Annotated in this window: 32 protein-coding genes and 4 pseudogenes; 30 read left to right on the top strand and 6 right to left on the bottom strand. The window is 38.5% G+C overall.

Translation table 11 applies throughout. The annotated features are described in order from the left end of the window. Positions 1–37 precede the first annotated feature (37 nt). The 5 genes and pseudogenes from FQ087_RS06090 to FQ087_RS06070 all read left to right on the top strand — a co-directional run bounded on the left by FQ087_RS06090 (position 38) and on the right by FQ087_RS06070 (position 6244). Positions 38–1245, top strand: a pseudogene (locus FQ087_RS06090) (phage portal protein). Further along, complete coding sequence (locus FQ087_RS06085; protein WP_149579604.1) at positions 1214–1786, top strand: HK97 family phage prohead protease; 573 nt, start codon at positions 1214–1216, stop codon at positions 1784–1786. The pseudogene FQ087_RS06090 and the gene FQ087_RS06085 overlap by 32 nt, the downstream one beginning before the upstream one ends. Beyond that, a pseudogene (locus FQ087_RS06080) lies at positions 1783–2613 on the top strand (phage major capsid protein); the annotation flags it as partial. The gene FQ087_RS06085 and the pseudogene FQ087_RS06080, both read left to right, overlap by 4 nt. Positions 2614–2666: 53 nt before the next feature. Next, entirely contained in the window at positions 2667–5222 is a 2556-nt protein-coding gene (locus FQ087_RS06075) for a phage tail family protein (RefSeq protein WP_149579602.1), read from the top strand. A gap of 245 nt (positions 5223–5467) precedes the next feature. Continuing rightward, positions 5468–6244, top strand: a complete 777-nt coding sequence (locus FQ087_RS06070) for a PDDEXK family nuclease (protein WP_149579601.1) — start codon at positions 5468–5470, stop codon at positions 6242–6244. Between the two features lie 74 nt (positions 6245–6318). On the opposite strand, the gene FQ087_RS06065 is transcribed toward FQ087_RS06070, so the two are convergent. Then, positions 6319–6549, bottom strand: a complete 231-nt coding sequence (locus tag FQ087_RS06065; RefSeq protein ID WP_149579600.1) for a hypothetical protein — start codon at positions 6547–6549, stop codon at positions 6319–6321. A gap of 112 nt (positions 6550–6661) precedes the next feature. Here FQ087_RS06065 and FQ087_RS06060 point away from each other — a divergent pair, with 112 nt between their 5' ends. From FQ087_RS06060 to FQ087_RS22900, 13 genes and pseudogenes are all read left to right on the top strand, one after another. Beyond that, positions 6662–7066: a distal tail protein Dit gene (locus FQ087_RS06060; RefSeq protein WP_149579599.1), complete on the top strand. Its 405-nt coding sequence runs from the start codon at positions 6662–6664 to the stop codon at positions 7064–7066. Between the two features lie 2 nt (positions 7067–7068). Beyond that, positions 7069–7443 (top strand): phage tail fiber protein, encoded by a 375-nt coding sequence (locus FQ087_RS06055; protein WP_149579598.1) that lies wholly within the window; start codon positions 7069–7071, stop codon positions 7441–7443. Positions 7444–7452: 9 nt separating this feature from the next. Continuing rightward, positions 7453–8649, top strand: a complete 1197-nt coding sequence (locus FQ087_RS06050) for a phage tail protein (RefSeq protein ID WP_149579597.1) — start codon at positions 7453–7455, stop codon at positions 8647–8649. Positions 8650–8653: 4 nt separating this feature from the next. Next, a complete protein-coding gene (locus FQ087_RS06045; protein ID WP_149579596.1) occupies positions 8654–9763 on the top strand; it encodes a hypothetical protein in 1110 nt (369 codons plus the stop codon). Positions 9764–9821: 58 nt separating this feature from the next. Continuing rightward, positions 9822–10070 (top strand): hypothetical protein, encoded by a 249-nt coding sequence (locus tag FQ087_RS06040; protein WP_149579595.1) that lies wholly within the window; start codon positions 9822–9824, stop codon positions 10068–10070. Between the two features lie 4 nt (positions 10071–10074). Then, the gene (locus FQ087_RS22380; RefSeq protein WP_188006653.1) at positions 10075–10212 is read left to right on the top strand and encodes a hypothetical protein; all 138 of its coding nucleotides are present in this window, start codon (positions 10075–10077) and stop codon (positions 10210–10212) included. Continuing rightward, on the top strand, positions 10209–11342 hold the full coding sequence (locus FQ087_RS06035; protein WP_149579594.1) for a phosphatidylinositol phosphate kinase family protein: 1134 nt from the start codon (positions 10209–10211) through the stop codon (positions 11340–11342). The genes FQ087_RS22380 and FQ087_RS06035 overlap by 4 nt, the downstream gene beginning before the upstream one ends. 206 nt (positions 11343–11548) lie before the next feature. Then, positions 11549–11686: a hypothetical protein gene (locus tag FQ087_RS22375; RefSeq protein ID WP_188006652.1), complete on the top strand. Its 138-nt coding sequence runs from the start codon at positions 11549–11551 to the stop codon at positions 11684–11686. 256 nt (positions 11687–11942) lie between these two features. Then, entirely contained in the window at positions 11943–12365 is a 423-nt protein-coding gene (locus FQ087_RS06030) for a hypothetical protein (RefSeq protein ID WP_149579593.1), read from the top strand. 123 nt (positions 12366–12488) lie between these two features. Beyond that, on the top strand, positions 12489–12848 hold the full coding sequence (locus FQ087_RS06025; RefSeq protein ID WP_149579592.1) for a DUF2513 domain-containing protein: 360 nt from the start codon (positions 12489–12491) through the stop codon (positions 12846–12848). Between the two features lie 82 nt (positions 12849–12930). Continuing rightward, positions 12931–13437 carry a phage holin family protein gene (locus FQ087_RS06020; protein WP_370456036.1) on the top strand — a complete coding sequence of 169 codons (507 nt, stop codon included), beginning with the start codon at positions 12931–12933 and terminating at the stop codon, positions 13435–13437. A 199-nt stretch (positions 13438–13636) separates the two neighbouring features. Further along, a pseudogene (locus FQ087_RS23325) lies at positions 13637–13798 on the top strand (N-acetylmuramoyl-L-alanine amidase); the annotation flags it as partial. A gap of 162 nt (positions 13799–13960) precedes the next feature. Continuing rightward, positions 13961–14131, top strand: a complete 171-nt coding sequence (locus FQ087_RS22900; RefSeq protein ID WP_255452303.1) for a hypothetical protein — start codon at positions 13961–13963, stop codon at positions 14129–14131. An 89-nt stretch (positions 14132–14220) separates the two neighbouring features. Here FQ087_RS22900 and FQ087_RS06010 read toward each other — a convergent pair whose 3' ends face one another. The 3 genes from FQ087_RS06010 to FQ087_RS06000 are packed head-to-tail and all read right to left on the bottom strand — an operon-like array spanning position 14221 to position 15165. Continuing rightward, positions 14221–14436: a DUF3955 domain-containing protein gene (locus tag FQ087_RS06010; protein WP_149579590.1), complete on the bottom strand. Its 216-nt coding sequence runs from the start codon at positions 14434–14436 to the stop codon at positions 14221–14223. 25 nt (positions 14437–14461) lie between these two features. Next, positions 14462–14674: a helix-turn-helix domain-containing protein gene (locus FQ087_RS06005; protein WP_149579589.1), complete on the bottom strand. Its 213-nt coding sequence runs from the start codon at positions 14672–14674 to the stop codon at positions 14462–14464. A gap of 11 nt (positions 14675–14685) precedes the next feature. Further along, positions 14686–15165, bottom strand: coding sequence for a DUF2975 domain-containing protein (locus tag FQ087_RS06000; RefSeq protein ID WP_149579588.1), 480 nt, complete (start codon positions 15163–15165; stop codon positions 14686–14688). A 207-nt stretch (positions 15166–15372) separates the two neighbouring features. Between FQ087_RS06000 and FQ087_RS05995 the strand changes: the two genes are divergently transcribed. From FQ087_RS05995 to FQ087_RS05955, 9 genes and pseudogenes are all read left to right on the top strand, one after another. Continuing rightward, positions 15373–15570 carry a hypothetical protein gene (locus FQ087_RS05995; RefSeq protein WP_149579587.1) on the top strand — a complete coding sequence of 66 codons (198 nt, stop codon included), beginning with the start codon at positions 15373–15375 and terminating at the stop codon, positions 15568–15570. A gap of 719 nt (positions 15571–16289) precedes the next feature. Beyond that, positions 16290–16714 (top strand): annotated as a pseudogene (fabZ, locus tag FQ087_RS05990) (3-hydroxyacyl-ACP dehydratase FabZ). Between the two features lie 71 nt (positions 16715–16785). Further along, positions 16786–17064, top strand: a complete 279-nt coding sequence (locus FQ087_RS05985; protein WP_304624661.1) for a cold-shock protein — start codon at positions 16786–16788, stop codon at positions 17062–17064. Positions 17065–17237: 173 nt separating this feature from the next. Continuing rightward, positions 17238–17762, top strand: coding sequence for a DinB family protein (locus FQ087_RS05980; RefSeq protein WP_149579586.1), 525 nt, complete (start codon positions 17238–17240; stop codon positions 17760–17762). A gap of 104 nt (positions 17763–17866) precedes the next feature. Next, positions 17867–18088 (top strand): transcriptional regulator, encoded by a 222-nt coding sequence (locus FQ087_RS05975; protein ID WP_149579585.1) that lies wholly within the window; start codon positions 17867–17869, stop codon positions 18086–18088. After that, entirely contained in the window at positions 18088–18474 is a 387-nt protein-coding gene (locus FQ087_RS05970) for a YhjD family protein (RefSeq protein WP_149579584.1), read from the top strand. The genes FQ087_RS05975 and FQ087_RS05970 overlap by 1 nt, the downstream gene beginning before the upstream one ends. A 49-nt stretch (positions 18475–18523) precedes the next feature. Further along, positions 18524–18676: a LexA family protein gene (locus tag FQ087_RS05965; protein WP_149580779.1), complete on the top strand. Its 153-nt coding sequence runs from the start codon at positions 18524–18526 to the stop codon at positions 18674–18676. After that, positions 18676–19932 (top strand): Y-family DNA polymerase, encoded by a 1257-nt coding sequence (locus FQ087_RS05960; protein ID WP_149579583.1) that lies wholly within the window; start codon positions 18676–18678, stop codon positions 19930–19932. The genes FQ087_RS05965 and FQ087_RS05960 overlap by 1 nt, the downstream gene beginning before the upstream one ends. A 13-nt stretch (positions 19933–19945) precedes the next feature. Continuing rightward, complete coding sequence (locus FQ087_RS05955; protein ID WP_149579582.1) at positions 19946–20275, top strand: YolD-like family protein; 330 nt, start codon at positions 19946–19948, stop codon at positions 20273–20275. A 225-nt stretch (positions 20276–20500) separates the two neighbouring features. On the opposite strand, the gene FQ087_RS05950 is transcribed toward FQ087_RS05955, so the two are convergent. Further along, on the bottom strand, positions 20501–21049 hold the full coding sequence (locus tag FQ087_RS05950) for a hypothetical protein (RefSeq protein ID WP_149579581.1): 549 nt from the start codon (positions 21047–21049) through the stop codon (positions 20501–20503). A 96-nt stretch (positions 21050–21145) separates the two neighbouring features. Further along, positions 21146–21382, bottom strand: coding sequence for a helix-turn-helix domain-containing protein (locus FQ087_RS05945; protein ID WP_188006651.1), 237 nt, complete (start codon positions 21380–21382; stop codon positions 21146–21148). A 172-nt stretch (positions 21383–21554) separates the two neighbouring features. Here FQ087_RS05945 and FQ087_RS05940 point away from each other — a divergent pair, with 172 nt between their 5' ends. From FQ087_RS05940 to FQ087_RS05935, 3 genes are all read left to right on the top strand, one after another. Beyond that, on the top strand, positions 21555–22448 hold the full coding sequence (locus tag FQ087_RS05940) for a helix-turn-helix domain-containing protein (RefSeq protein ID WP_255452163.1): 894 nt from the start codon (positions 21555–21557) through the stop codon (positions 22446–22448). A gap of 193 nt (positions 22449–22641) precedes the next feature. Next, positions 22642–22779 carry a hypothetical protein gene (locus FQ087_RS22370; RefSeq protein WP_188006650.1) on the top strand — a complete coding sequence of 46 codons (138 nt, stop codon included), beginning with the start codon at positions 22642–22644 and terminating at the stop codon, positions 22777–22779. Between the two features lie 246 nt (positions 22780–23025). Beyond that, complete coding sequence (locus FQ087_RS05935; protein ID WP_149579579.1) at positions 23026–23652, top strand: RES family NAD+ phosphorylase; 627 nt, start codon at positions 23026–23028, stop codon at positions 23650–23652. Positions 23653–23976 lie beyond the last annotated feature (324 nt).

Here is a 23976-nt window from a genome sequence, read left to right as displayed (position 1 = left end):
TATTTGTTCTTAAAGTAATTCTAAAGGAGGTGAGAGATTGGGACTAAGAAATAGTTTTTCGAATTATTTGTACACGCAAGCGGAAAAACGCGGATGGTTTCAAAAGGCGATGAGTGGTTCGATTCGATACGGTGGGCGATATGTCAATGACGAAAATATTCTCGAATCATCGGATGTATACGAATTGATGCAAGATATTTCAAATCAACTAATGCTATCCACCATCATTGTGGAGGACAGCGACGGGAACGAAGTCAAGAATCACTCTGCTTTGCGAACGCTACGAAATCCAAATGATTATTTGACGGGTTCGGAATTCATTAAATTAATGACGAATACGTATTTGTTACAAGGTGAAGTTTTCCCGGTATTGGATTTAGACCAATTACATTTAGCGACTAGTGTTTATACGGAACTAGATGACCGGCTGATCGAACATTTTAAAATCGGCGGCGAAGAAATACCAGGTTCGATGATTCGGCATGTTAAAAACATGGGAACCAACCACCTTAATGGTGTCGGCTTGATGCAGCTTGGCAAGAGCACACTAGAAGGTGTTATGAGCGCCGAAAAAGTATTGACTGACAAGTATTCAAAAGGTGGACTAATGGCGTTCCTGCTCAAACTGGACGCTCATATCAACCCGGCGAATGGCGCACAGTCCAAGCTAATCAACGCGGTGTTAAATCAGTTGGAACAAATCGATGAATCACGTTCCGTGAAAATGATTCCCCTCGGAAAAGGTTACGAAATCGACGCAATGGAAAGTCCGATTGATGATGATAAGACTCTCGCGTATTTGAATGTTTACAAAAAAGATTTAGGTAAATTTCTCGGAATCAATGTGGACACATACACCGCGCTAACTAAAGCAGATTTAGAAAAAGCGATGATGTACTTGCATAATAAGGTTGTTCGCCCGATAATGCGAAACTTCGAAGACCATCTGAGTCTTCTTTTTTTCGGTCCAAATTCGAATCTGCGAATTAAATTCAAGATTAATATTCTAGACTTCGTTCCGTATTCAATCAAGACCAATATCGGTTACAACATCGTACGTACTGGTATTACGTCGCCGGATAACGTGGCTGAAATGCTCAGTTTCCCGAAACAAAATACACCGGAAACGCAAGCTATCTATATTTCGAACGACCTTTCAATAATTGGCGAAAAAAAGCTACTGACGATTCACTGAAGGGAGGTGAGAAAGAAGATGGCGAAAAAGAGGGAAACGCGGGTAGTTAATATCACTGGGTTAACAACGCGAGACGGTACGGAAAATGAACCTGCCAAAATCAGCGGATACGCTGCTGTGTTTAATTCAAAAATGACCATCTGTGATTGGTACACAGAAGAAATCGAAGTGGGAGCATTCGCGAAAGCTATTTCTGAAAGTGATGTACGGGCTTTGTTCAATCACAATTGGGACAAAGTTCTAGGCCGCACCAAAAGTGGCACGTTGCAATTAACGGAAGATGATCGTGGATTGAAATTCGAAATTGAATTACCCGATACCTCCACCGCACGAGATTTAGTGGCGAGTATGGAGCGTGGCGATATTAATCAATGTTCGTTTGGTTTTTATCCAACTGTAGAAACGTGGAATTATGATGTAGAACCTGTACACCGCACGCTCAATGAAGTTGAGCTATACGAAATATCTGTGGTGTCGATTCCTGCATATGACGACACTGAGGCATCACTCGTACGTAGCAAAGAAATCAATAACGCTGTGGAAAAGCGGATTAAAATATTAAATCAAATCAAAGGGGTTTTGAAAAAATGAACAGAAAACTACTACTAGCTTTACAGAAACGTAACAATGCACGCCTTACGGAATTGCGCGGTCAACTTGAACAAAATGAAGTCCGCGAAGAGGATTTAGAGGTAATCCAAACGGAAGTCCAGGATCTTGTAGATCAATTGCAAGAAATCGCTGATGAGCTAGTTAATGCGGTTGATGAAGAGACTGAAGCGGAAGAAACAGAGGTTACAGCTGATGACGTCGCAGACGAAGAAGTCCCTGCAGAAGAAGAACTCGAAGAAACAGACGCGGAACGTTCAAAAGGATTAACTCCTGAACAGCGCGCCGGAATCATGGGACAAATCGGCAAAGGACTTTCTACACGCGGCCACAAATTGACAAAAACGAAAGGAAAAGAAATTCGTACTGCATTCGCTAAATTTATAGTCGGTCAAATTTCGGAATCAGAAGCACGGTCTTTGGGAATCGAAGTGGGTGGCGGATCAGTCACTATTCCAGAAGAAATCGCGGCAGAAGTCATCACGTATGCGCAAGAAGAAAACTTATTGCGTAAATACGGTACCACTCACAGGACGAAAGGTAATGTCAAATATCCCGTCCTTGTTAAACAAGCAAATGCGAACGTAAACAAAAAAGAACGCACAACAAATATTCCTGAATCAGATATCGAATTCGATGAAATCCTTCTTGATCCAGCTGAGTTTGACGCGCTGGCAACAGTGACGAAAAAACTTATCAAAATGAGCGGTGTCGACATCGAAGAAATCGTTTTGGAAGAGTTGAAGAAAGCATACGTCCGCAAGGAAATCAGCTACATGTTCAACGGGACTGATGTAGGAAATGAAAATTCGTAAAAAAAGAATCAGCATTTGCCAAGTCATTAGCTTCTGACGCTAAAGCATTGGCAAAAGGGCACGAAAACCAAAAAAATGCGCTGTCCAAATCATTGGATGCTGAATATAAAGCTGTATCGAATAGTTATGATAAGCGGGCAGCGTCATTAGAAAAGTCGTTGTCTGCAAATTATGATAAGGCAGCCAAGAAATATGATGATCAGCAAAAGGCATTAGATAAATCATTGGACGCTGAATATAAAGCGGTGTCCAAAAATCTTGACGACCAACAAAAAGCGTTAGAAAAATCTTTATCTGCAAATTATGACAAGGTCGTTAAAAATTACGAAGAGCAACAAAAATCATTAGAAAAGAATTTAGAACTCGAAGTCGAAGCGTTTGAAAAAGCATCGGAAGAAAAAATGAAAATGATTGACGCTGAATACAATGCTCGCCTAAAACTTGTGGACGAAGAACGGTACCATCAGCTTAAAGCGCTTGATGGTCAGATTGAAGCAATAGATGCGAAAACAGCGGCGGAAGATCGCGCAATTAAACATCGTGAAGATGCCCAAAAACGCGCCGAATTGAGTATTAAAGTATCAGTAGCTAAAACTAGTGAAGAGCGAGCGGACGCCGTAAAATCATTACAAGACTTTGAAGAAAAATTAAGATTGGACGTCGTTCGTGAAGAAAGAAAACGACAAATCGAATCAATAAAACAACAGAAAGATTCTGTCAAGGAAATGTCTGATGCACAAAAAGAAGCGTTGAAACAGGAAGCTGACGAGCGTAAAGATTCAGCGAAAATACAGACGGATATCGAAAAAAATGCATTGATAGAACGGCAAGACGCAAAAAAAGAACTATCCAAACAACAGATAAAAGATAGTTTGCTGTTATTGAGCGATGAAAATAAAGCAGAAATTGAATCACTTAAATTAACATTAACGGTGAAAAAAGAAGCATTAAAGGAAAGTCAGGATGCTCAAAAAGAAGCCTTAAAAGAGCAAAACAAGTTGAGTTTGGATTCAATCAGTGAAGCGAATAAAGCGCGAATGGAAGCTGTTAAAGAAGCTTCGACCGCTAAGTTAGAATCGCTGAAAGAAGAACACGATCAGCGCAAATCAGCACTTAGTGAGCGATTGAGTAGTGAAGCTGAAGCTGTCAGTGAATCGCATGCTGCTGAAATGGAATCATTTAAAAAAATGAATACCGAAAAGATGGAGTTAGCGAAGAACCCACCAGACTCAGCCGCTGTACAAGCCGTATTCGAACAGTTGGAAGGTTGGGGTGCGGCGGTCGCTAAAGGTGGAGCTGAAGGTACGCAAGCATTTGAGGATATGGTCAAATGGCTTGATAGCATTGAGGATGCGGCGTTGCGTAATGCGGTGGGTGTCCAGATGTTCGGGACTATTTGGGAAGATCAAGGCGAGAATATAATCGACACCATATTAAATGCAGATGATGCCCTTATAGAAATGGAGGGAAATCAGAGTAATTTAAATGACGCCATTAATGCCGCGGATCGTAACCCTCTGACTGAGATTTCAAACGCCTTTGAAAGTATCAAAGAATCACTTGCACCGTTGTTGCTTGTCATTGCAAATGTTGTGGGTGCTTTCGCTAAATTTGCCGCAGACAACCCTGTTTTGGCATCCACAATTGTTGCTATTGCAGCGGCGATTGCTATAGCAGTTGGAGCATTTGCTTTACTAGCACCCGCGATAGCTGCTATTCCTGCATTGATTCCGATGATATCCAGCGCATTTGGCGTTGTAAGTGGTGCAATTGCGACCGTCACCGGCGCATTACCCGCTGTCGGAGCCGCACTTGCAGCATTAGCCGCACCAATCGGTATAGCAATAGCTGCCATTGCCGCAATTGGAGCCATCGTTTTTGTCGTTATGAAAAATTGGGAACCGATATCTAAATTCTTCGTAGATTTATGGGGAAACATTATAGGTATTTTCAAAAAAACAGGTAAATCTATCGCTGATTTTTTGCGTGATAATATGAAAACGATTCTGGCGGTCATCACAGGCCCGATAGGTTTAATTGTGAAATTATTCTTTGACAACTGGGACAAAATCGAAAAAGTGACATTGACCGTTTTTAAATCTATTGCCAAGTTTCTTTCCGAAACAGGAGTCAAAATAAAGGATTCAATCGCCAAGCCGATTGAGTTAGCAAGGGATATTGTCGACGGTGCCATTAATGCAATAAAAGGTTTCTTCAGCGGTATGACTTTGAAATTCCCGAAATTGAATACTGACATGTTTGAAGATGCCAAGAAAGCTGTAAAAAAAGCAATTGACGCAATTAAAGGATTCTTCGATTTTAAGTTCAAGTGGCCTGAATTAAAGATGCCGACATTCGAAGTGAAGGGAACCATGAACCCCCTTAAATGGATTGATGAAGGCGTTCCGAAGTTTGATGTCAAATGGAATGCAAAAGGTGGTATTTTTACACAGCCCACTATTTTCGGCGCATCGAATGGTCAATTACAAGGGGTTGAAAGCCAGCCCTCTCACAAGGAAACTTGTCGAGTAATAAAGTGGTTAAATTCGGTGAAGGCTAAAGTATTAGATACCAAAGTACGGTATAATAGATTCAGAGCCTAGTGTGGAAGGGGTTATGAATCGTGAGAAGATGGGATATAGATTTAGTGAGGCAATTCGTTATTGAAAACTCAGATTGCAAATTGTTGAGTGAGGACTATAAAAATACAACGACTCCACTTGAGTTCAAGTGTGAATGTGGTAATGAGTTCAAAACTATTTGGAAGTTGTTCAGTTCATCGAAATATAAAAAAAGACATTGTAACCCGTGCGGTCAGAGGAGAAGCAATGCAGGACAGACGTATACAGTGGAACAGGTGCAGGGATTTGTCGCACGTCACGGTGTAACTCTGCTTAGCGAAGAGTATCTGAATTGCAAGACCGAACTGTTGTTTAGGTGTGAATGCGGTAAAGAATTTGAGACGACATTTGATTATATGAAAAACGGAAGCAGAATCAAATGTTTTGTGTGTCAACCGAAAGAAGGGAATTTATTCTCCAAAGGCATGGATACCTACAACAAAAAGACTCACAAAAAATTCATTTCGGATTTCGCGCTAAAACAAGATGGTGAATACGAGATACTTGGAGAATACATCGACTGTAAAACCGGAATCGCTACGAAACATAACTGCGGTTACGTGTGGTACCCTAAACCGGACAAACTTCTCAATAGCGAAAACAGATGTCCTGAATGCTACAGTCACAGAAATTCGCATCTGACTAACGACATTCAAAAGTGGTTAGACGAAAAAAGCGTGATTTACGAAAAGGAATACTGGTTTGAAGATTGTCGAAATCAGAAACCATTACCGTTTGACTTCGCCGTTTTTGAAAATGACGAACTTAAAATGTTGATTGAAGCAGATGGTCAACAACACTTTGAACCGTTCAGATATATAAAAGATTTAAAGAAAAGAGAAGAATCCTTTCGCCTCACACGAAAGAGGGATTCCATCAAAAATGAATACTGTAAGAAAAATAGTATCCCACTATTACGAATACCATACTTTGATATTGATAATGTAAACGAAATATTATCTAATGCCATGCTAATACCGAGCCAAGCCAGCGAAAACAAATAAAAGTAGCTGGAAGGTGTAACGACTAGGCAGTGAGTGATTGTACACAATAATCTGCCCACGAACAACCACTGCCTTTAATGCGAATAGCAAAGGTAAAGATATAGTCTGAACCGTGGACGAATAGACGTCCAATCATGCGAGGAAACTCCCGGAAGTAGAGGATAAAGAGCCTTTACGATAACAATTTGTGGAGAAGCGGGTCCCGAAGCAGTATTACCGCTCAATGATTCTACACTCGGTGCCATCGGTAAAGCGATTGCTGCAACGATGGATAACAACAGCGGTAATGATATTAATCTATCCATTGAAATACCAATTGACGGTGCGGTCATTGCAAGAAAAACCATAAAATATACAGCGCGTGAATTATTGACGTTACAAACACAAACTGGACGCGGAAGGGGGAGGGGTTAAGCTATGAACGGGGTTAAATTTAACGGTGTGCATTGCAAAGCACACCAATTAACATTGATATCGTCAAAACGTCATTTATTGCCCGAAAACAAAGATACGTACGTTGAAATCCCGCATAAAAGTGGGAGTTTTTTAATTCCTGATAAATCATTAAAAGATGTTTTCATTGATGTGGTGTTTACTCTGAAAAAAGATACGCTTCCAGAACTCTTTGCCGCTGGTAGATTGATTGCTGCGTGGTTGACGACAAATGACCGACAGCCACTTATTTTTGATGACGATCCGACTTATATTTATAACGCAAAAGTAGTATCAGGTATTACTTTAGAACAATTAACAGATTTTGAGGAAATAGCGGATTTCACCGTTACTTTTCGGTGCGATCCATTTCCTAAAGGGGCTGTATAAAAATGAATTTAAGTAACCATGCGGCATTAGCAGCACTTTCAAACATACTCGGTTCATCCGCATATGTTGCGCTTTACACAGCTAATCCAACAGCGGCAGATAATGGGACAGAGGTTATGGCCACTGAATATAAGCGTCAACCCGCTTCTTTGTCTAACCCCGCTAACATTAGTGGATTAGTCACGTCTAGCAATACTCGGATTGTAAGATTCGAAAAAGCAATCGATGGTTATGGTGTTTTAACTCATGTGGGTATACGTGACTCGATTGCGGGTGGAAATCTATTGTTCTACACGGCGTTGCATTCACCTATCTCAGTGGATGCAGGGATGGGTGCGGACTTTCACGTTGGGGAGCTTAGATTCACGATGGGATGAGGTGACAACATGACTATTAAACTACTTGATGCTGCAACGCTCCAGGTGAAGGAAACGTTTGAAAATGTAATTGATCCGGTAATATACGAGCAACATAATTCCGACTATCGCTTTTCATTTGAAACCACTCCTAAAAATAGTGGTTTTTTATTAACGCCAAATAAGTATGATATTTTCGAAGTTGACGGCGATCATTTCCAGTTAGCAAGATTGACGAAAGAACGGAACTCTGGTTTGTCGGTGAAAATTGAGTCTGAACATATCTCTTACGACTTGAACGATTTTAACAACTATATCGAAGAGATCGAAGACTCTCCAGGGAGGATTCTACAAGACTTATTAGACCAGGCAGGAACGCAATTCACTATCGGTAGCGTTGATTTTGCCGGAGAAATGTTGTTTAAGCCTGGAGACGGTGACCCTATCCGTTCATGTATTATTGATTTGGCCAATCGGCTCGGCGGCGACTTGCTTTGGCATAAAAACACGGTGTCAATATTAAGCCGCAGAGGAGTTTCGAATGGTCCTGTTTTTAAAATAGGCGAGAACTTAAAAAATATTACGGTGACTACGGAAAATCAACAAGGTTCACTGGTCTCTAGTTTAGATATTGATGTCTTGGATCTGGCGCATCTGCCAGGTTTTGAAGCTTTAAAGAAAGTAAATCTTGGCGACACGGTAAATGTAATTGATACGGATTTAGGTGTGAACACATATTTGCGCGTGCTAGCACATGAATATGATCCGTTTCAGAAAGTCAATGCGAGCGTTCAAATCGGGCATGTAGTACGGAACTTTACCGACTACATTCTAGATTTTAAGGATGAAGTAGCAAATATTGAATTAGAACCCGTAAGGCGAGATCCTATGCTCATGACTGGTAGTGGACGCATGGAGGCGAACGCATCTATCACAACTCCATTTGACGGATTCTGGTTAGAGTTCGGCACTGTGGAACTGTCTGGATTAATGACTTTTGATTTTAAATATGCGGAAGGTTACGATGAGGTGCTTTCCCTCGTCACAGGTATTCGCGGAGATGCGGGGCTCTCTCAAAATATCACGGTAGTAGCAAGAGATGTAGTAAAAGGCGGTAAAATCACGGGCATAGAGGTTATGGGTAACTGGGAAGCTGATGACATACCTGACGTAAAAGTGAGTGTACAGGCGGTATGCAGGATATTTGAGGTGATAGCAGGTGGCTAACGGATTGTTTGGGGGTGGGTCAGGAACTATAGAAGATCCTTACCTTGTAGAAGATGCAAAGGACTTAGATGCAGTTCGCTATGATCTAGCTGCTCATTATTCTCAAACCAAAAGAATCAACATGAAAGGTTGGGGGACTTGGGAGCCTATTGGCTATGGTGACTATAGTGACGCCGGTTTTAAAGGGTCTTATATTGGTAATGGCCGGTCAATACTTAATCTAAGTTTTTCTAATGCAACAACAGAAACAGGGCAAATAGGTCTATTTGGCCACATAATCAAAGCGCGCGTGGAAGGTGTTCGCACATTGGACGTGACGGCACTACTTACAGATAGTCAGAGTGTCACTATATTTGGCTGCGTTGTTGGGGAAGCCAGATCTTCTATTATTTCAAACTGCTTCTCATCGGGTAACGCAACTAGCACTTCGCCAGACGTTTCTGTGCATATGTTTGGTGGAGTGGTAGGTACTTCATATGGAAGTAAGTTGTTACAATGCGAATCTGCAATTAAGTCTAGTGTGGCTGCGTCCATTAGTGGAGGAATATTGGGAAATATGTTTAATGATTTGGACGGATACGAATCCGCCTCTTCAATAACAGATAGTAAATTTACAGGCACTATATCTGGGTCCGCATGGTACGGAGGTGTTGTTGGCTACGTTCAAGGATACTACTACGACCAAAGAAGCTACCTTATAAAAAACTGTCTATCAGCAGGCAAAATAATGGCTGTAGGCGGGTCCTCAGTTGGAGGTTTGATTGGCTCTCTTATGGATGCTTACGCTGAAGATTGCGTTTATGTTACCTCGGAGATTATAAATACCGACAGAATTCCTTGGAAGGGCAAACTTTTTGGAAATGTTCACAGGGGAGAGGAATTGTTTTCAAATTGCTATTACTGGCCTGACATGGAAAGAGGACCTTGGGACAATGAATACGGCCTCCCTGTAACTTTAGAAGAAGCAAAGACACAGGCCTTCTACAAAGCACTTGGTTGGGATTTTGAAAATATATGGGATATAAAAGAAGGTCAATCATATCCATTCTTCAAGTTGCCGAGAACCCGCACCCAATGCCAACGTATGCCAATGGGCGGATTCTTACGAATTTAACAAGTTATTTGGAGCGCCTATACTGGCGTTTTTTTAATACAAAAAAGGAGATGGGACAATGAATATTTTTAGAGAAACACTAACCGCTAATTTGGAAGAAATCGTGAAAATCAACTCATATAATACGACAATATTAAACGTAGGTCCCGCTGATATATTCGTGAATTTTGACGAAACAGCTACAGTCGAATCGTTATTAATCCCACCTAATATGGGACGCACATTTAATTTCTCCGATAGATTGATAAAAAATGTACATGTGATTTCCGATAAAGAAACGCTTGTTCAAATAGATGGGATGAGGTGATGTAATGGGGTACTTTAATATCGGAAAAGGTAGCGGTGGTGGAAGTGGCACTCATGAGGTATCAACGATTGAGAATGGTGAGGTACACGGCATGCGCGTGTTGGACGGTGTATTCCAATTTCTTTACAAAGGGAATTGGTGAATGTAAAATCCGAACCCGTCGAAGACGTCCTTATTTTCGGCGTAAAAATAGATACGCTAAACAGTGATCCCGAAACCGCAGTCACATACACAGATGACGCAATAGGATTCACTCCACTGCGAGTCGTCGACGGCGTTGCAAATTGGGGTAGCTGGGCTGATAAATATCCATTTACCGAAAATGTGCCAGTCGTCGTTAAAGATGGAGTCGAGCAATATGAATTAAATCCGAATGATTTCATAAAAAAGAAAGACGGTTCCGCATCCGTGCTCACTGGTGCAGATGGTGATGTATTTAGCCGCTTTTCTAAACTGTGGTGGAAGTTCGAAAGAGTCGGGACTGATTTATTCGTTAAGATCGCAACAGCTCCCGTTGACGGCTTCAAGTGCTTGGCTCATACAAAATCAGGTGTTGAAAAAGAATATGTATATATTGGTTCGTATATGGGTTTTAGCGAGGGCGGAAAATTACGCTCATTAAGTGGTAAAATAGCGACCGCTGTTCAGACAATTGGAGCGTTTAGGGCGCAGGCGCAAGCGAATGGCGAAGGGTACAGTCAATTTCCGTACTACCCACTTTTGATGGTTCAAATTATGAATCTAATCGCTACGAAAAGTAGAGATTCGCAGAGTGCTATTGGTCGTGGGTATGTAGACGGAAATGCAAAAAAAGTCGTTACTGGTGGTACTGACGCCAAGGGTATGGTATACGGAGAAATGACAGGAAAGCTTCAGATGAAATTGTTTGGAATTGAAGATTTTTGGGGCAACCTTTACCAATTTATTGATGGTTTATTTTGCGGCGAAAGCAGAAATATCTTGATAGGTGATAACGGATTTAATGATACTGGTGCAGGTTATGAGAACTACGGGCAGGGCGTCACCGATGATATCGGAGGATATCTATCGGACGTACAAGGTGGCACAGAAACAGGATTCATTGCAAAAACTGTTACCGACTTGGAAACTAATCACTATGGTGATTACTGCAGTTTGTTTGCTGGTCTTTTGCCTTCTTTCGGTGGGAGTCATTCATCTGAATCAGGTGCGGGTACTTTCAGCTTGGATGTGAGTAATCTACCTTCCGATTCATATGGGAATTATTCCGCGCGATGCTGCCTTGTTAAATAAACGATGAAAATAACATATGATTTTGTTTTACCACCGATGTAGAAAAAATATTGATGACCAAGAACGTTCTAAATGGAGCGTTCTTTTTCTTTACCTATAATCAGAGCGATGTAATTCTATTTATGGCAATAAATACAATGAATAAATTACTATTCTTGAGAGATGATAATAACTGTAGGTAATATAAATCATTGGAGGTACTATTAATGAAGGGAAAATATTTAGCCTGGTCATTGGCGGTATTATTACTATTAAGTGGTTGTGGAGAAGAGAATGACGCGGATAAAATTGAAGTGGAGGATCCATTGTTAGAGGACGGCGGGGAGAATGATGTAGGTTCTTGACGATAAAGTACTTCATGACTAATACGATATGATTTGGTTACAATTGAATAAATGCAGTTAAGAACGTCCAATCACGGGCGTTCTTATTCTTTGCCTGAAAATAAGGAGTGATGTAATTGGAGAGATGGATAGTGGGTGAAATTGGTGTAATTACCGGGTTTGAACATAATATGAAACATTAACTTTACTAATATTCCATATTACCCGACAATAGAATTGGGATGATTTCATTATTATTAATTGTGGGGGGTATTATATGAGTGAAAAAAACAAGAAAGAAAAACAAGAAAAATCCTTAGTGGAAAAAGCATCTGAACTATTAGAAAAAGAAGAAATTGACCTTTCGTTAGAAGATATTAAGAAACTTATGCAACTTGCTCCAAATATTAAAGATATGTTTTTGAAGGTAACAGATTTGTCCTTTAGTTCATCACAAAATGTATTTGAAGTTTTAAAGCAGATCATATTGGTCTATCAAGATGAATTGAAAAGAGAGGACCTTACTCAAGAACAGAGAGAAAATATTTACGATAGAATGGACAAACATGCTGTGAATGCACGTGAACAAGATGAAAGCAATAAAAAATTCATTGGCGGTTTAATGGTGGTAGCACTAACGGCTTTAGTTGGTGGTGCCGTTAAATTTGGACCAAATATTATTAAAGCGGCTAAGAAATAAAATACGAAGTCTGCTTAAAACTGGTTTTGCTTGTTGCACATTCGGAACAAACTGCTTAGTAGTAGGAATTGAAGGATTCCTTCCTTTTATGTCGAATGGTGAGATGAGAGGGGATGGAAAATAATGAAGCGTGACATGGAAAAAGTGAGACAGATATTAATTGATTTATCTAAAGGAACAGGAAAGCAATCATTCTTTAGGAATGAAGAAGACCTTGAACATTTCTATCATTTAGAAATCATGAAGGATGCTGGTCTGATTACCTATCGTGAAGCAAATACATTTGAACGTATCGTACTATACGGAGTTCCGAAATTAACTTGGTCAGGAAATGATTATTTGGATGCGATATCAGATGATACTATGTGGAATAAAACAAAAGAAGGAATTAAAGAAAAAGGGTTAGAATTAGGTAGCATACCTTTTGGCTTACTAAAGGATTATGCAATCCAAACAGTTAAGCAAAGGTTGGGTATTGAATAATTGCTACGATTGAACGTCCACACCAGGGCGTTCTTTTTGTTTACCAAAAAATAAGGAGTGAAAAATAATGGGAGGGTTTAATTTGGAACAACTAGATATCGTACACATGTATTTATTCGGGGGCGTTAAGTTTCTACATTTACTGTTATTGCTTATGCTACTCGATATTATTACAGGTATCTTCAAGGCTGCAAAAAACGGAAATCTATGGAGTCGTAAAAGTTTGTTTGGATATGCGAGAAAGATGTTAGTTCTCGTTGTGATCATCATGGCTAACATTGTTGACCAAATACTTGGCATGGGCGTGGCGATAACATATGCGGCCGTTATTTTTTATATAGCCAATGAAGCTTTATCTATCACGGAAAACATGGCAGAACTAGGTGTATTAGTGCCTGATTGGTTGGCTCAGAAATTAAAGGTCATCGAATCAAGCAATCAATCATTTTCAGAGGAAATACGCGAGGAGCTGATTGGTTCGAAGGTGGACCATCAATTAAATGTCGCTAAAATCGACAATCGCATTAGTGCAAAAGTGGATGAGTTGATTGATATTCAAATTGAAAAGTCTAACGAAGGTGAGAAATAATGGCATACACAATAATCAACAGCTTTATTCCGGCAACTCTCTATCCACTCAAAGCACCATATCCCATGATTCCGGAATATATCACCATCCACAATTCTTACAATGATGCTACAGCAGCTAATGAGATTGCTTATATGACCCGTAATACAAATCCGGTAAGTTACCATGTAGCTATCGATGACAAAAAGCTGTACAAGCAATCCCTTTTACACGTAACGCTTTTCATGCGGGGGATGGTCTGGGTAAAGGTAATCGGGCATCCATCGGAATCGAAATCTGTTATTCGAAATCAGGAGGTCCTAAATATGTATCTGCAGAAGAAAATACTGTTGAATATGTGGCTCATATACTCAATCAATATGGCTGGGGAATCGATCGTGTGAAATGGCATCGTGATTGGAGTGGAAAGCACTGTCCGCATAGGATCATTGACGAAGGACGTACTCAATCAGTTAAAAATAGGGTCACTAAACGGTTGGCCGAACTTAATAACCCCACACCACCAAAAGAGGAGGGAATACGAATGTTCAAACCAAGTTCGACAACACTAAAAGCGGCTTATGAGCAGTTTTTATCTAACGCCATTAAAGACGGTACAATCGCTGACAAATGGCTGACAGACTTCAAGGCAGACAAATTATCATTGGATGATGCGCTTGCGCTTAAAGTTATTGTTGATCAGCGTAAGAAATAAATAAGACTAAAGTAAAAAAGCGGTCCTCCACAGATTATATTGTGGGTGGCCGCTTTTTTGTTTGGTTTTGAGTAGTCCTAACTAATTAATCAAATGTTTTTGCTTTTTTTGATCATAGAAATAATAGCTACAAACAATAATGAGATAATGCCACTAAAAAATAATAGATAACTTATTGGAATCAAGAAGAAAGGTTCTATCAACGTGCCATCTGGTGCAAATTTTGTACCGATAATGCTATAGATAATTAGACAGGCAACCCCTAAAAACATTGGAATAGAAGCTAAAAAGTATTTATTTTTCATTATACATTCTCCTTTATTCAGATAATCAGGATTCGATTTTTTTATATTCTAGAATGTCACCTGGTTGACAGTCTAAAACTTCACATATTTTTTCTAGAGTCGAAAATTTAACTGCTTTTGCTTTTCCATTTTTTAATATCGAGACGTTTGCCATTGTAATTTCTAGTTTCTTAGATAATTCTGTAACACTCATTTTTCTTTTTGCGAGCATCACATCAAGGTTTACTATGATAGTCATAATTGAACACCTCAAATTGTTAGATCGTTATCCTGCTTTATCTCACTAGCTTTTCTAAATAAGTAAGAAAGCATGGAAGTAAATACTGAAATAACGACTGCGAAAAGTAGAACCAGTAAAACAACAACTAAAACAATAGTATGGTCACTTCCGACTGCGAAAGGATAGAAGAATGCAATAACATACAAAATACACTCAATCATTGATAAAGCACTTATTCTCTTCAATCTATCCGCATTTTTTACGGTGAAGGCTTGATCAGCGCCAATATCAGAACATATCTGCCACCCTAAAACTAAAGCAGTGAAAAATGGAATCCCAGTAATCCATATGATTATAATTAATGGATTATATAACGCCTTCAGACTTTCTGAATCCTCTAAGAATGCACTCCCGGTTTTAGGACCAATATAAATACAGAACAACAAGCCAAAAATTCCGCAAAAAACAATTATCATTTTTAACCATACTGATAATTGTTTATGTTTCATAAAAATACCTCCTTTTAACTAGCTAACTAACAACATCATAATCTGCAAATAGTTATTTGTCAATAAATATTCATTAATAATCAATGAATATTTATCGTTAAACAATAAAATTGTAGGAGTCGCCCGAAATTCGATGTCGGATCATTCACGCTATATAGAAGTAGGGTGGCAACGGTAGTTAATAACACAAAAAAGGAGGATGAGGAATTGAAATTTTCAAGTCCAGCTTTGAAATTGGAAACGGAAACGTCTTTAGCAAGCGAAGCACATCGTCAAATCATCGTAGCTGCAGCTAATAAAGCAGGAGCTCATGTATCATGGGCAGACAAACTAGGAAATAACACGCTCACAGATGCGGATGTATTGGGGTTAGCGGTTAAATATACTGTTGCGGTAAATAAGTAAGGCTTATGATATAATAAAGGCATGAAGGGCATCTAATACGCCTAGGAAAAGGCGACTACTCTTATTTGAGCGGTTGCCTTTTTTTGTTTGTCGAATATATGAGGAGTTAGTATTAATAGAGGAGTATAATAGAATACTGAGCAGGATTCTATTTAATTGTGCTGTGAAATCGGCGACAGGAAAACTATTTTTTAATAAGGGGATGAATATTCTTGAAACTCTTAAAAGAAACAGCAATTTATACCATTACTTTTTTGTAATAGCATTAGGAATTAAACTTATTTTTGATTTTAAAAGTGTTGCAAGTGTTTTTGAAAAAGGGGGTTGGACTGGGGTAGGAATTCTCTTTAGCGCTTTGGCTTTGTTGTTCGTTGTTATTCTAATAATAAAGCTTATCAGCAGATACATATTCAAATTTAAGACCTCAAATAATTAAGGGAATTAGTTGAACAACAGGAGATCGTCTATAGACGGTCTTTTTTTTGGCCAAATTATTGAAAGCCAAAGGCGACTACTCTTAATTTGAGTAGTCGCCTTTTTTATTTGTCGAGGTAAAGAGGTGTTCGTATGAATTTAGACGAATAAAGAACAGAGCATTGTTCTTCTTTAACTAACGGGGCAGGTTAGTTGAAGAAGGTTTTTTTAGTATCAACTATTAAAACCAGATGATAAAATTAGTGAATAGGATTTTAATGGAATTTTTATGGGGGGCAATAATGATTTTAGATACTCAAAGAATTAAGGGAATAATTAGACATCGTTATCCATTTCTTTTAGTGGATAAGATTTTGGAATTAGAAGAAGGAAAAAGAGCAATTGGTATTAAAAATGTGACTGCAAATGAGGATTTTTTTAACGGGCACTTTCCCAATTACCCAGTTATGCCAGGTGTATTAATTGTGGAGCATTAGCTCAAGTAAGTGCAGTTGTGATGTTAACTAAAGAAGGAAACCAAGGACGATTAGGGCTATTAGCAGGTATAGATAATTGTCGTTTTAAACAGCAAGTAAAACCCGGAGACCAACTCCGTCTTGAAGTTGAAATCACTCGATTAAAAGGTCCTATTGGGAAAGGCAAAGGTATAGCTACTGTTGATGGGAAATTAGTTTGCGAAGTAGAAATAATATTTGCTTTTGGTGATTAAAAGAAAATATTAAATATGTTACTCAAAATCTCGAACGAAAGGTTGTCTTATGCAACTAACGAGTGCTTTAGTTGAACAAAAGTATAGAAGGTGGGCGAATTAATTTGAAACGAGAAGGAATTGTAAAGTGGTTTAAAGAAGAGAAAGGTTATGGCCGTATAATGCTTGATGGGGAAGATGGAAATCATGTCTTTGTGCATTTCATTTCAATTTTACCAGATATAGAAAGGTTTCCAGATGAATTCCGATACCTTAAACAAGGACAAAAAGTATCTTTTGATTTAGTTGAGAACCCAAAATCTATAGACCAGAAGCTAGTTGCAGAAAATGTAATCATTACCTCTGACTAAAGAATTACTTATTCAACTAACGGGTGCTTTAGTTGAACAAGTGGCTGCCTGTAAGTGTAGTTTTTTCTTATTGAACTTACGGGGCAGGTTAGTTGAAGAAGGAATCTGATTCAAAATAAATAATATAAAGGTGTTGATCACATTAAGTGTGACATCTATAAGGGGTGGATATAGTGTATCAAAATGAATATGAATGGGTCAGACAGACTCGGGGAGTACTACTTGATTTTTGTAGTGAACTGGATCCAGATGATTTTACTCGTCAAAATGGATTTGGTTTTCAAAGTGTTAGAGACACACTGGTCCATATAGCGGACTGTTATAATGCTTGGCTTGGTTCATTTGTTTTATTAAAAACGAAGAAACCACTCACTTCAAAGGAAGACCTGTTGGAACTTGGATTGGACGAAATAAAAGTACGCTTTGAACAAGTTGATTCTTATGTAAATGAAGTATTTAAAGTGCTGAAACACCAAATGGATGAACCAATCCAAAGGCAGATTCCGTGGAGAGAAGGAGGAGAGCCGATTTCAATGACACCAAGTAAATTGCTAATGCATACGATCACTCATGAATTCCATCACAAGGGGCAGGTTATGGCTATGGCACGTCAGATGGGCTATGAACCTCCAAATACAGATGTGTTAGGAACTGTAGATCGTCTATTGACGGTCTTTTTTATTTGCCCAAATATCTAACATGTACCGTTTCAAGGGTTAATTGGTAATGTTTAATAATTTCCGTTATCCAGTTGCAATAAGAACAATCGTTCGATATAATATTGAAAAAAGGGGGAACGAGTGTGCGTAATCAATTAGTTAAGTCAGCTGAATACAATCAAGGTCTAGATATGATGTATCTCGCGAAAGATGGTTCAATAAGCAAACGAAGAATCAATGTATTACAGGTTGGCGAGATATCGTTCCGTGCCTATTGTTTTCTACGTAAATCCAAACGTACTTTTACAATTGATAACGTTTTAGCACTCGTTCCTATCGTGCATAAAGAAAGCAGGGTAATCTAATGTCGTTAATCCCAGGAGAAGCATTACCGTATTTCGAGAATATGATTTACTTGCCGATGATCATTCAGATTCTCGAGAGAGACAGGGAAACGATTGAAATCAGCCCATTCAAATTGAAGGGACCATATATCAATATTGTGGAAAGAGCATTGAATGCCGTTAAGTCGGATTTGAAAGAAACAAATAACTATGCAAGACGCCATAATATGAAGTTAATCAAACAGGGTAAAGACAGTACATTTACTGAGTATCTACTTATCCATAATAGCTATGAGGACAAAAGGCGCTACTTGAATGTGCGGCTGCGTAATCGAACTGAGGAATTGATGAATATCTATTTTGCGAAGTCAGGAAATCAACATACCAAAGGGGTTGTTAGTAAATGAGCGATCGACAACAGAAAATTTTTGACTACATTAAAAGTTATATATTTAAATCAATGAGTATTCGCCTTCCTTCAGAGAAGTAGCAACTGGTGTAGGTCTTAAATCATCATCCGCGATACACACTCATTTGAAAAAGATGAAAAAGGACGGGTACATTGATTTCGTTAATACTTTACCTCGAACACTGCGAATAGTCGTATGATGGACTACAGCAAATTTCCCGACAGACAAATCGCCTGTATCGATATGATGAGTTTCTATGCGAGCTGTATGGCTTCGTTGCACAACCTAGATGTCCGGACGGTTCCTATTGCCGTCGTGGGTAGTTTTAATCAAAAAGGGTCAGTAGTATTGGCTGCCAGTCCACCCATGAAAAAGAGGTTTCGAATTAAGACAGGTAATCGATTATTTGAAATCCCGAACCATCCTGAGATTCGAATATTCGAACCGAAAATGGCGTACTTTTTAGAAATGTCGATGGCTATCACTCGCATACTCCATAATTACGTTCCTGCAGAAGCTATACATGTCTACTCAGTGGATGAAGCATTTATCGACCTTACGGGCACAGAAAAACTATGGGGCGATCCAGGGCAAACCGTTAAGAAAATACAAGTGGAAATACTAGAAACATTAAATTTGCCGTCCACAGCTGGTATGGGTCCCAATATGTTAATGGCAAAATTAGCACTCGATTTGGAAGCGAAGAAAACAGGTTTTGCAAAATGGACCTATGAAGACGTGCGGACGAAACTATGGCCTATATCACCATTAAGTGAAATGTGGGGGATTGGCAGTCGGACAGAGAAGTCTTTGAACGACATCGGTATATATTCGGTTGGGGATCTAGCGAATGCCGATTTGAAAAATCTTGAAAAGAAGTTCGGTGTAATGGGGAATCAGTATTATCACCATGCCTGGGGAATTGATTTGTCGGAGTTAGGCGCTCCACTTTTAGAAGGCCAGGCGATGAGTTACGGCAAAGGGCAAACCTTATACAGGGATTATGTAACTCGCGAATCCGTCTTAGTTGTCATATTAGAGATGTGTGAGGACGTTACTCGTCGAGCACGTGAGGATAGGAAAGAGGGAAGGACTATACATCTCGGGATTGGTTATAGTAAGCATTCATTTGGTGGCGGATTCAGTCGCTCTACATCAATAGAAGAAGCTACAAATGACACAATGAAAATTTACCGAACTTGTGAAGCTTTATTAGACAAATTTCATGATGGTCGCCCAGTACGAAAAATCAATATATCCATAACTAATCTTGAAGATGAAACATCCATGCAGCTAAGTTTTTTCGACGAACACAAGTTAAGGAATCGAAAATTAGGCATGGTAATGGATGGCATTCGTGATAAATACGGATCCACTGCTTTACTTCGGGCTGTGTCGCTCACTGAAGATGGTACGGCAATTGGGCGCTCAAAATTAGTCGGCGGTCACAAGTAATGGGAGGATTAACATGATAAGAGATCGCGGAAACATCAAATGGACTGCTATGATGCTGCCAGAGCACATCACGGAGTTAAAATCGTGGAAGGATGAGGACGATTATATTGAGCGTCCACTGTTTGATGAATGGGAGTTAGAATCAATTCAAATGGAAATTGAATTAGCTTTCAAACGTCAATGTGATGCAAAGATAACCATATGGAAAAAAGGAAAGACGATAATGTACACTGGAAAAATATCTGTACTTGATCACAGGTTAGGCTTAATATCTGTGGAAGGCCCGTTCGGAGAGGACAGAATTCCTGTTGCGGATGTCATTAGAGTAGATAGTATGGATTGAAAAATAACGACCAATCCGATTAGGGAAAGGTCGTTGTTTTTGTTTGTCCAGTTATAGAAGAGAACTGTGGTTAGTCAACTGTTTTTATAACTTCGTACCATCCTCACTTATGAAACTCGCTTTGTATTTCACTTCCAACACTTCCGCAATTTCCGTAAGTTCATTCTCGCTAAAATTATCACGCTTCATTCTTCTTCCACAATTTTTGTTGTGGAGGGCTTAATTTTATTTTAAATCAGCATGGGGAGCTACCATAGCAGCATTTTCTAAATTGATATTTTGATAGTTATCCCAATTCATCTTGCTGAAACTTTCATCTGGTATAACCACCATCATAATAGTACCCATACTTTTATTTCCGTATTGATCTGTGGTATTAGCCAACCAAGTCAACGAAACTGATTTCACTTCACTTATCTTTGATAAGTTCTTAAGTATTTCCTTCGAATTATTTATGAGCGTTGTTTTTGAACCACCATTTGCATCTGAATTAATTGTGATCTGTGCGTTATTATTTTTAAACTCAACAGATGCAACTGTCGGCAAATCATTCAACTTTTCTCCAATAGTCGCTACTACAGCAGCGCTAATCCGTTCATTTGCAGATAGAGACGTATCGCTTACTTTTTTAACTGCATCTTTCTTTTCGTTCTTAGTACCAGCATCAACCATAGCCGCGATGATGAGTATAATTCCAATAATAATGATTGGTGTTAAACACCCTATTAGACACCCCTTCCTTTGCTTCGGTGTTAATGCAGTTTTTTCTGCCATTATAACCACTCCTAAATAATCTGATAGTTCAATAGTACGTTATTTAGAAATAATTGGCTATATATGGGTAAAAGAAAAACAGACAACTATAGTTAGTCATCTGTCTTCAACATCATCTTTAGTTTCTACGATTTTAAACAGTTCATTCATATCAGTGACATCAAAAGCTTGTACAAGCTCGTTTAACGTAGCCTTTGTATAGCTTTTTGTTTTGTCGTTATATAGATCGCTCACAGCTCGATTCGTCAAATTAGTTCTTTCAACTAAGTCTTTCTGTTCCCATTCTTTTTCTGCAAGCAAAACACGCAATCGTAATTTTACCTCTTTCGCCAAAGTATTCACTCCTTCATATGTATCTTGTGTAATTAGATTATATATTATTTATCTCAAATACGCAATTCGCAATTGACATCCGCGTTATGTTTATTTAATATGTAATTTAGATACGAAATTTACATTTGAAATGTAATGAATGTGAATCGATTACGAACGTGGGGTGAAAATGATGGCATTTGAATATTTAGCAGTGTACGCAACATTCAAATCTGTAGCAGAAATGGATTCAAACGTAAAACAACATATTGATAAATACAGATTAGATTTAACAGCTAATGAACGTGCTATCGTTTTCGCCATTGCTGGTCGTTCATTGATGTACCCAGGAGCTTCACACCTTAAAGCTGAAACGGTTTGTAAAGCTGTTGGAATTTCACGTAGTACATTTATGCGGGCAATTAAAAAGTTAGCTGCAGTTGGCATCATCGAAAAAGTAAACCAAACAAAATTAAATGGCATAATGGGAGCTAACGTTTATAAAATATTACCTTTTGCTGACACAGCGACTCCGATACAGCGAGAGGCAGTCGAAGAAGCTAGTTACGACGAGGTTTCAGAGCCGATTGAAAATGACCTAAGCATTAAATCTTTTAATCTTTTAAAATCTATACAAGCAAATAATATTATAAGCGTCGGGGACGAATTAGCTTTGCAAGCTGAAAAGAAAAAAGAGCATATGAACGAATGGCAAGTAACGCTGTTTGATTTCATGCACTCGTTACCAATGAAAGATGAATTGAAGGACGAGCTGCACAAAGTTGTATTAGCATCTGAAATAAATGACGCTCGTGATTTTGTACGTGCTAAAGATGTTTTGCTTAATATAATTCGTGATGTTAATGAGGGTGTGTTAACGATATCGACAACATTACGAGCAGTGTATAAAGGAGCTCAGAGCAAGGTTGTAGAGCGTCAGAGTAATACAAAGGTTAGTACATCCACTGTGGAGGACAATGCATCAAATGTACGTCCAGTGCCTTTCTATAATTGGTTAGTTGAACGTGATGATCGTCCACGATATATGAGTAGTAAGCCTACTATTGAGAATTGGCTTTTATGGTAAATAGAAAAATTAACTACTAGTGATTCTGAAATGATGTATTATTAAAAAAAGAGAAAGTTAATGTAAGAGTGGCATTTATTTATAGTTCTAAAACAGGTCAGAGTGTTTAAAAAAGAAGTGATACTCTTTGGGGAATTGAAAACAAATGAAAGATATTACTTATCCTTATAAAATGGATAAAAGGAGAAGTCACATGGAGTATGAAGATCTTTTACCAGTACTCAATAAGACAGCAGAAAAATTTAAAGTAAAAGCGCAGCAAAAATTAAAATATTGTATTACATGTCAACCATATGACGGTGGTAGTTATATTTGGATAATAGGGAATTAAACTACAATTGATGAAATTCTCGATGATGTTAAATGTCCAGAAAAATACCGCGAAGATATTGCTGTACACTTAAATTGTCCTTACTGTGGTAATTCTGGATTTGAAAGATACGATGTTGCAGGAACAGAGGAGTTATCATTTTTAGAAGAAAGAAAACATCAATCTATAATTTCTCGTTTTGCTAAAAAACTGAATGACTTTCGTTCCCATATAGAAAAATATCCTTCTCTTGGGTTAGCCCATCCGATGGGAAGGAAGATACATAAGGAGATTAAAAATAGCGCTGATAAATCTATTAAAGTTAATCGTACTAGTTGGTCAAGAGCTAGGTTAGTTTCTCATTCCGGGGTGTTTGGTCAATCCGATATGACGGCTCCAGGAGTGGGTTTATCTTCGGGCGGTAGATTTCATCATCAAGGACAGAGCGTATTATATCTAGCGGAAACTGATGAACTCGCAATGTTTGAAACTCTTGATAATCCAGATGTTCCTTCACTAGTTTGGATTCAAAAGTACACTCAGAATTCTGAGTTAACAGGAATATTGGATTTAAGACATGATTGGGATAATTTTGGACATGATAATGAAGTGATCCAGGCACTATTAGCTTCACGTAATATTTTTGAGAAGGTTATCGATAGATCTAATAAATGGAGACCACAATACTTCTTAACAACATTCATAGCTGATTGCGCAAGACAAGCAGGATTCAGCGGGATTATATACTCATCAAGTCGTTTTCACGGAAGCAATCTTGTCTTATTTAATCCAAACGAGACTGCAATAGATGCATTCGAAAACCCGAAAGTATACATTCATGAAAATAAGAAAAATTCAATAGAAAATCATGATGACTTAACAAGAAATTTTTGAATAATGGATTCTTGATTTAATTCAATAAGTATAAATTAATTTATCTTCAGCAAGCAGCTTGAATATGGATCGCTTTTTTTGTTTATTAATAGGAAATTCAGTTGAATAACCTGTAATAACAAATCACTACAAGCTGTTGAGGAGATATCGGATTTCTTAAGCAAAAAACAGATATGTTAGTAGCTATTAATAATATGATTAAAAGTAAATAATTCGAAAAGACGACTACTCACAATCATGTGGGTGTCATCTTTTTTTTGTATATATAAATGAGTAACTCAGTAACACTAACCTATTCCTGTCCATTACGCCGCCATAATTTTT

The organism is Sporosarcina sp. ANT_H38, from assembly GCF_008369195.1.
Classification (GTDB): domain Bacteria; phylum Bacillota; class Bacilli; order Bacillales_A; family Planococcaceae; genus Sporosarcina.
Note: the sequence above shows the minus strand (reverse complement) of the source record. Positions and strands in the feature narration are given on the sequence as shown.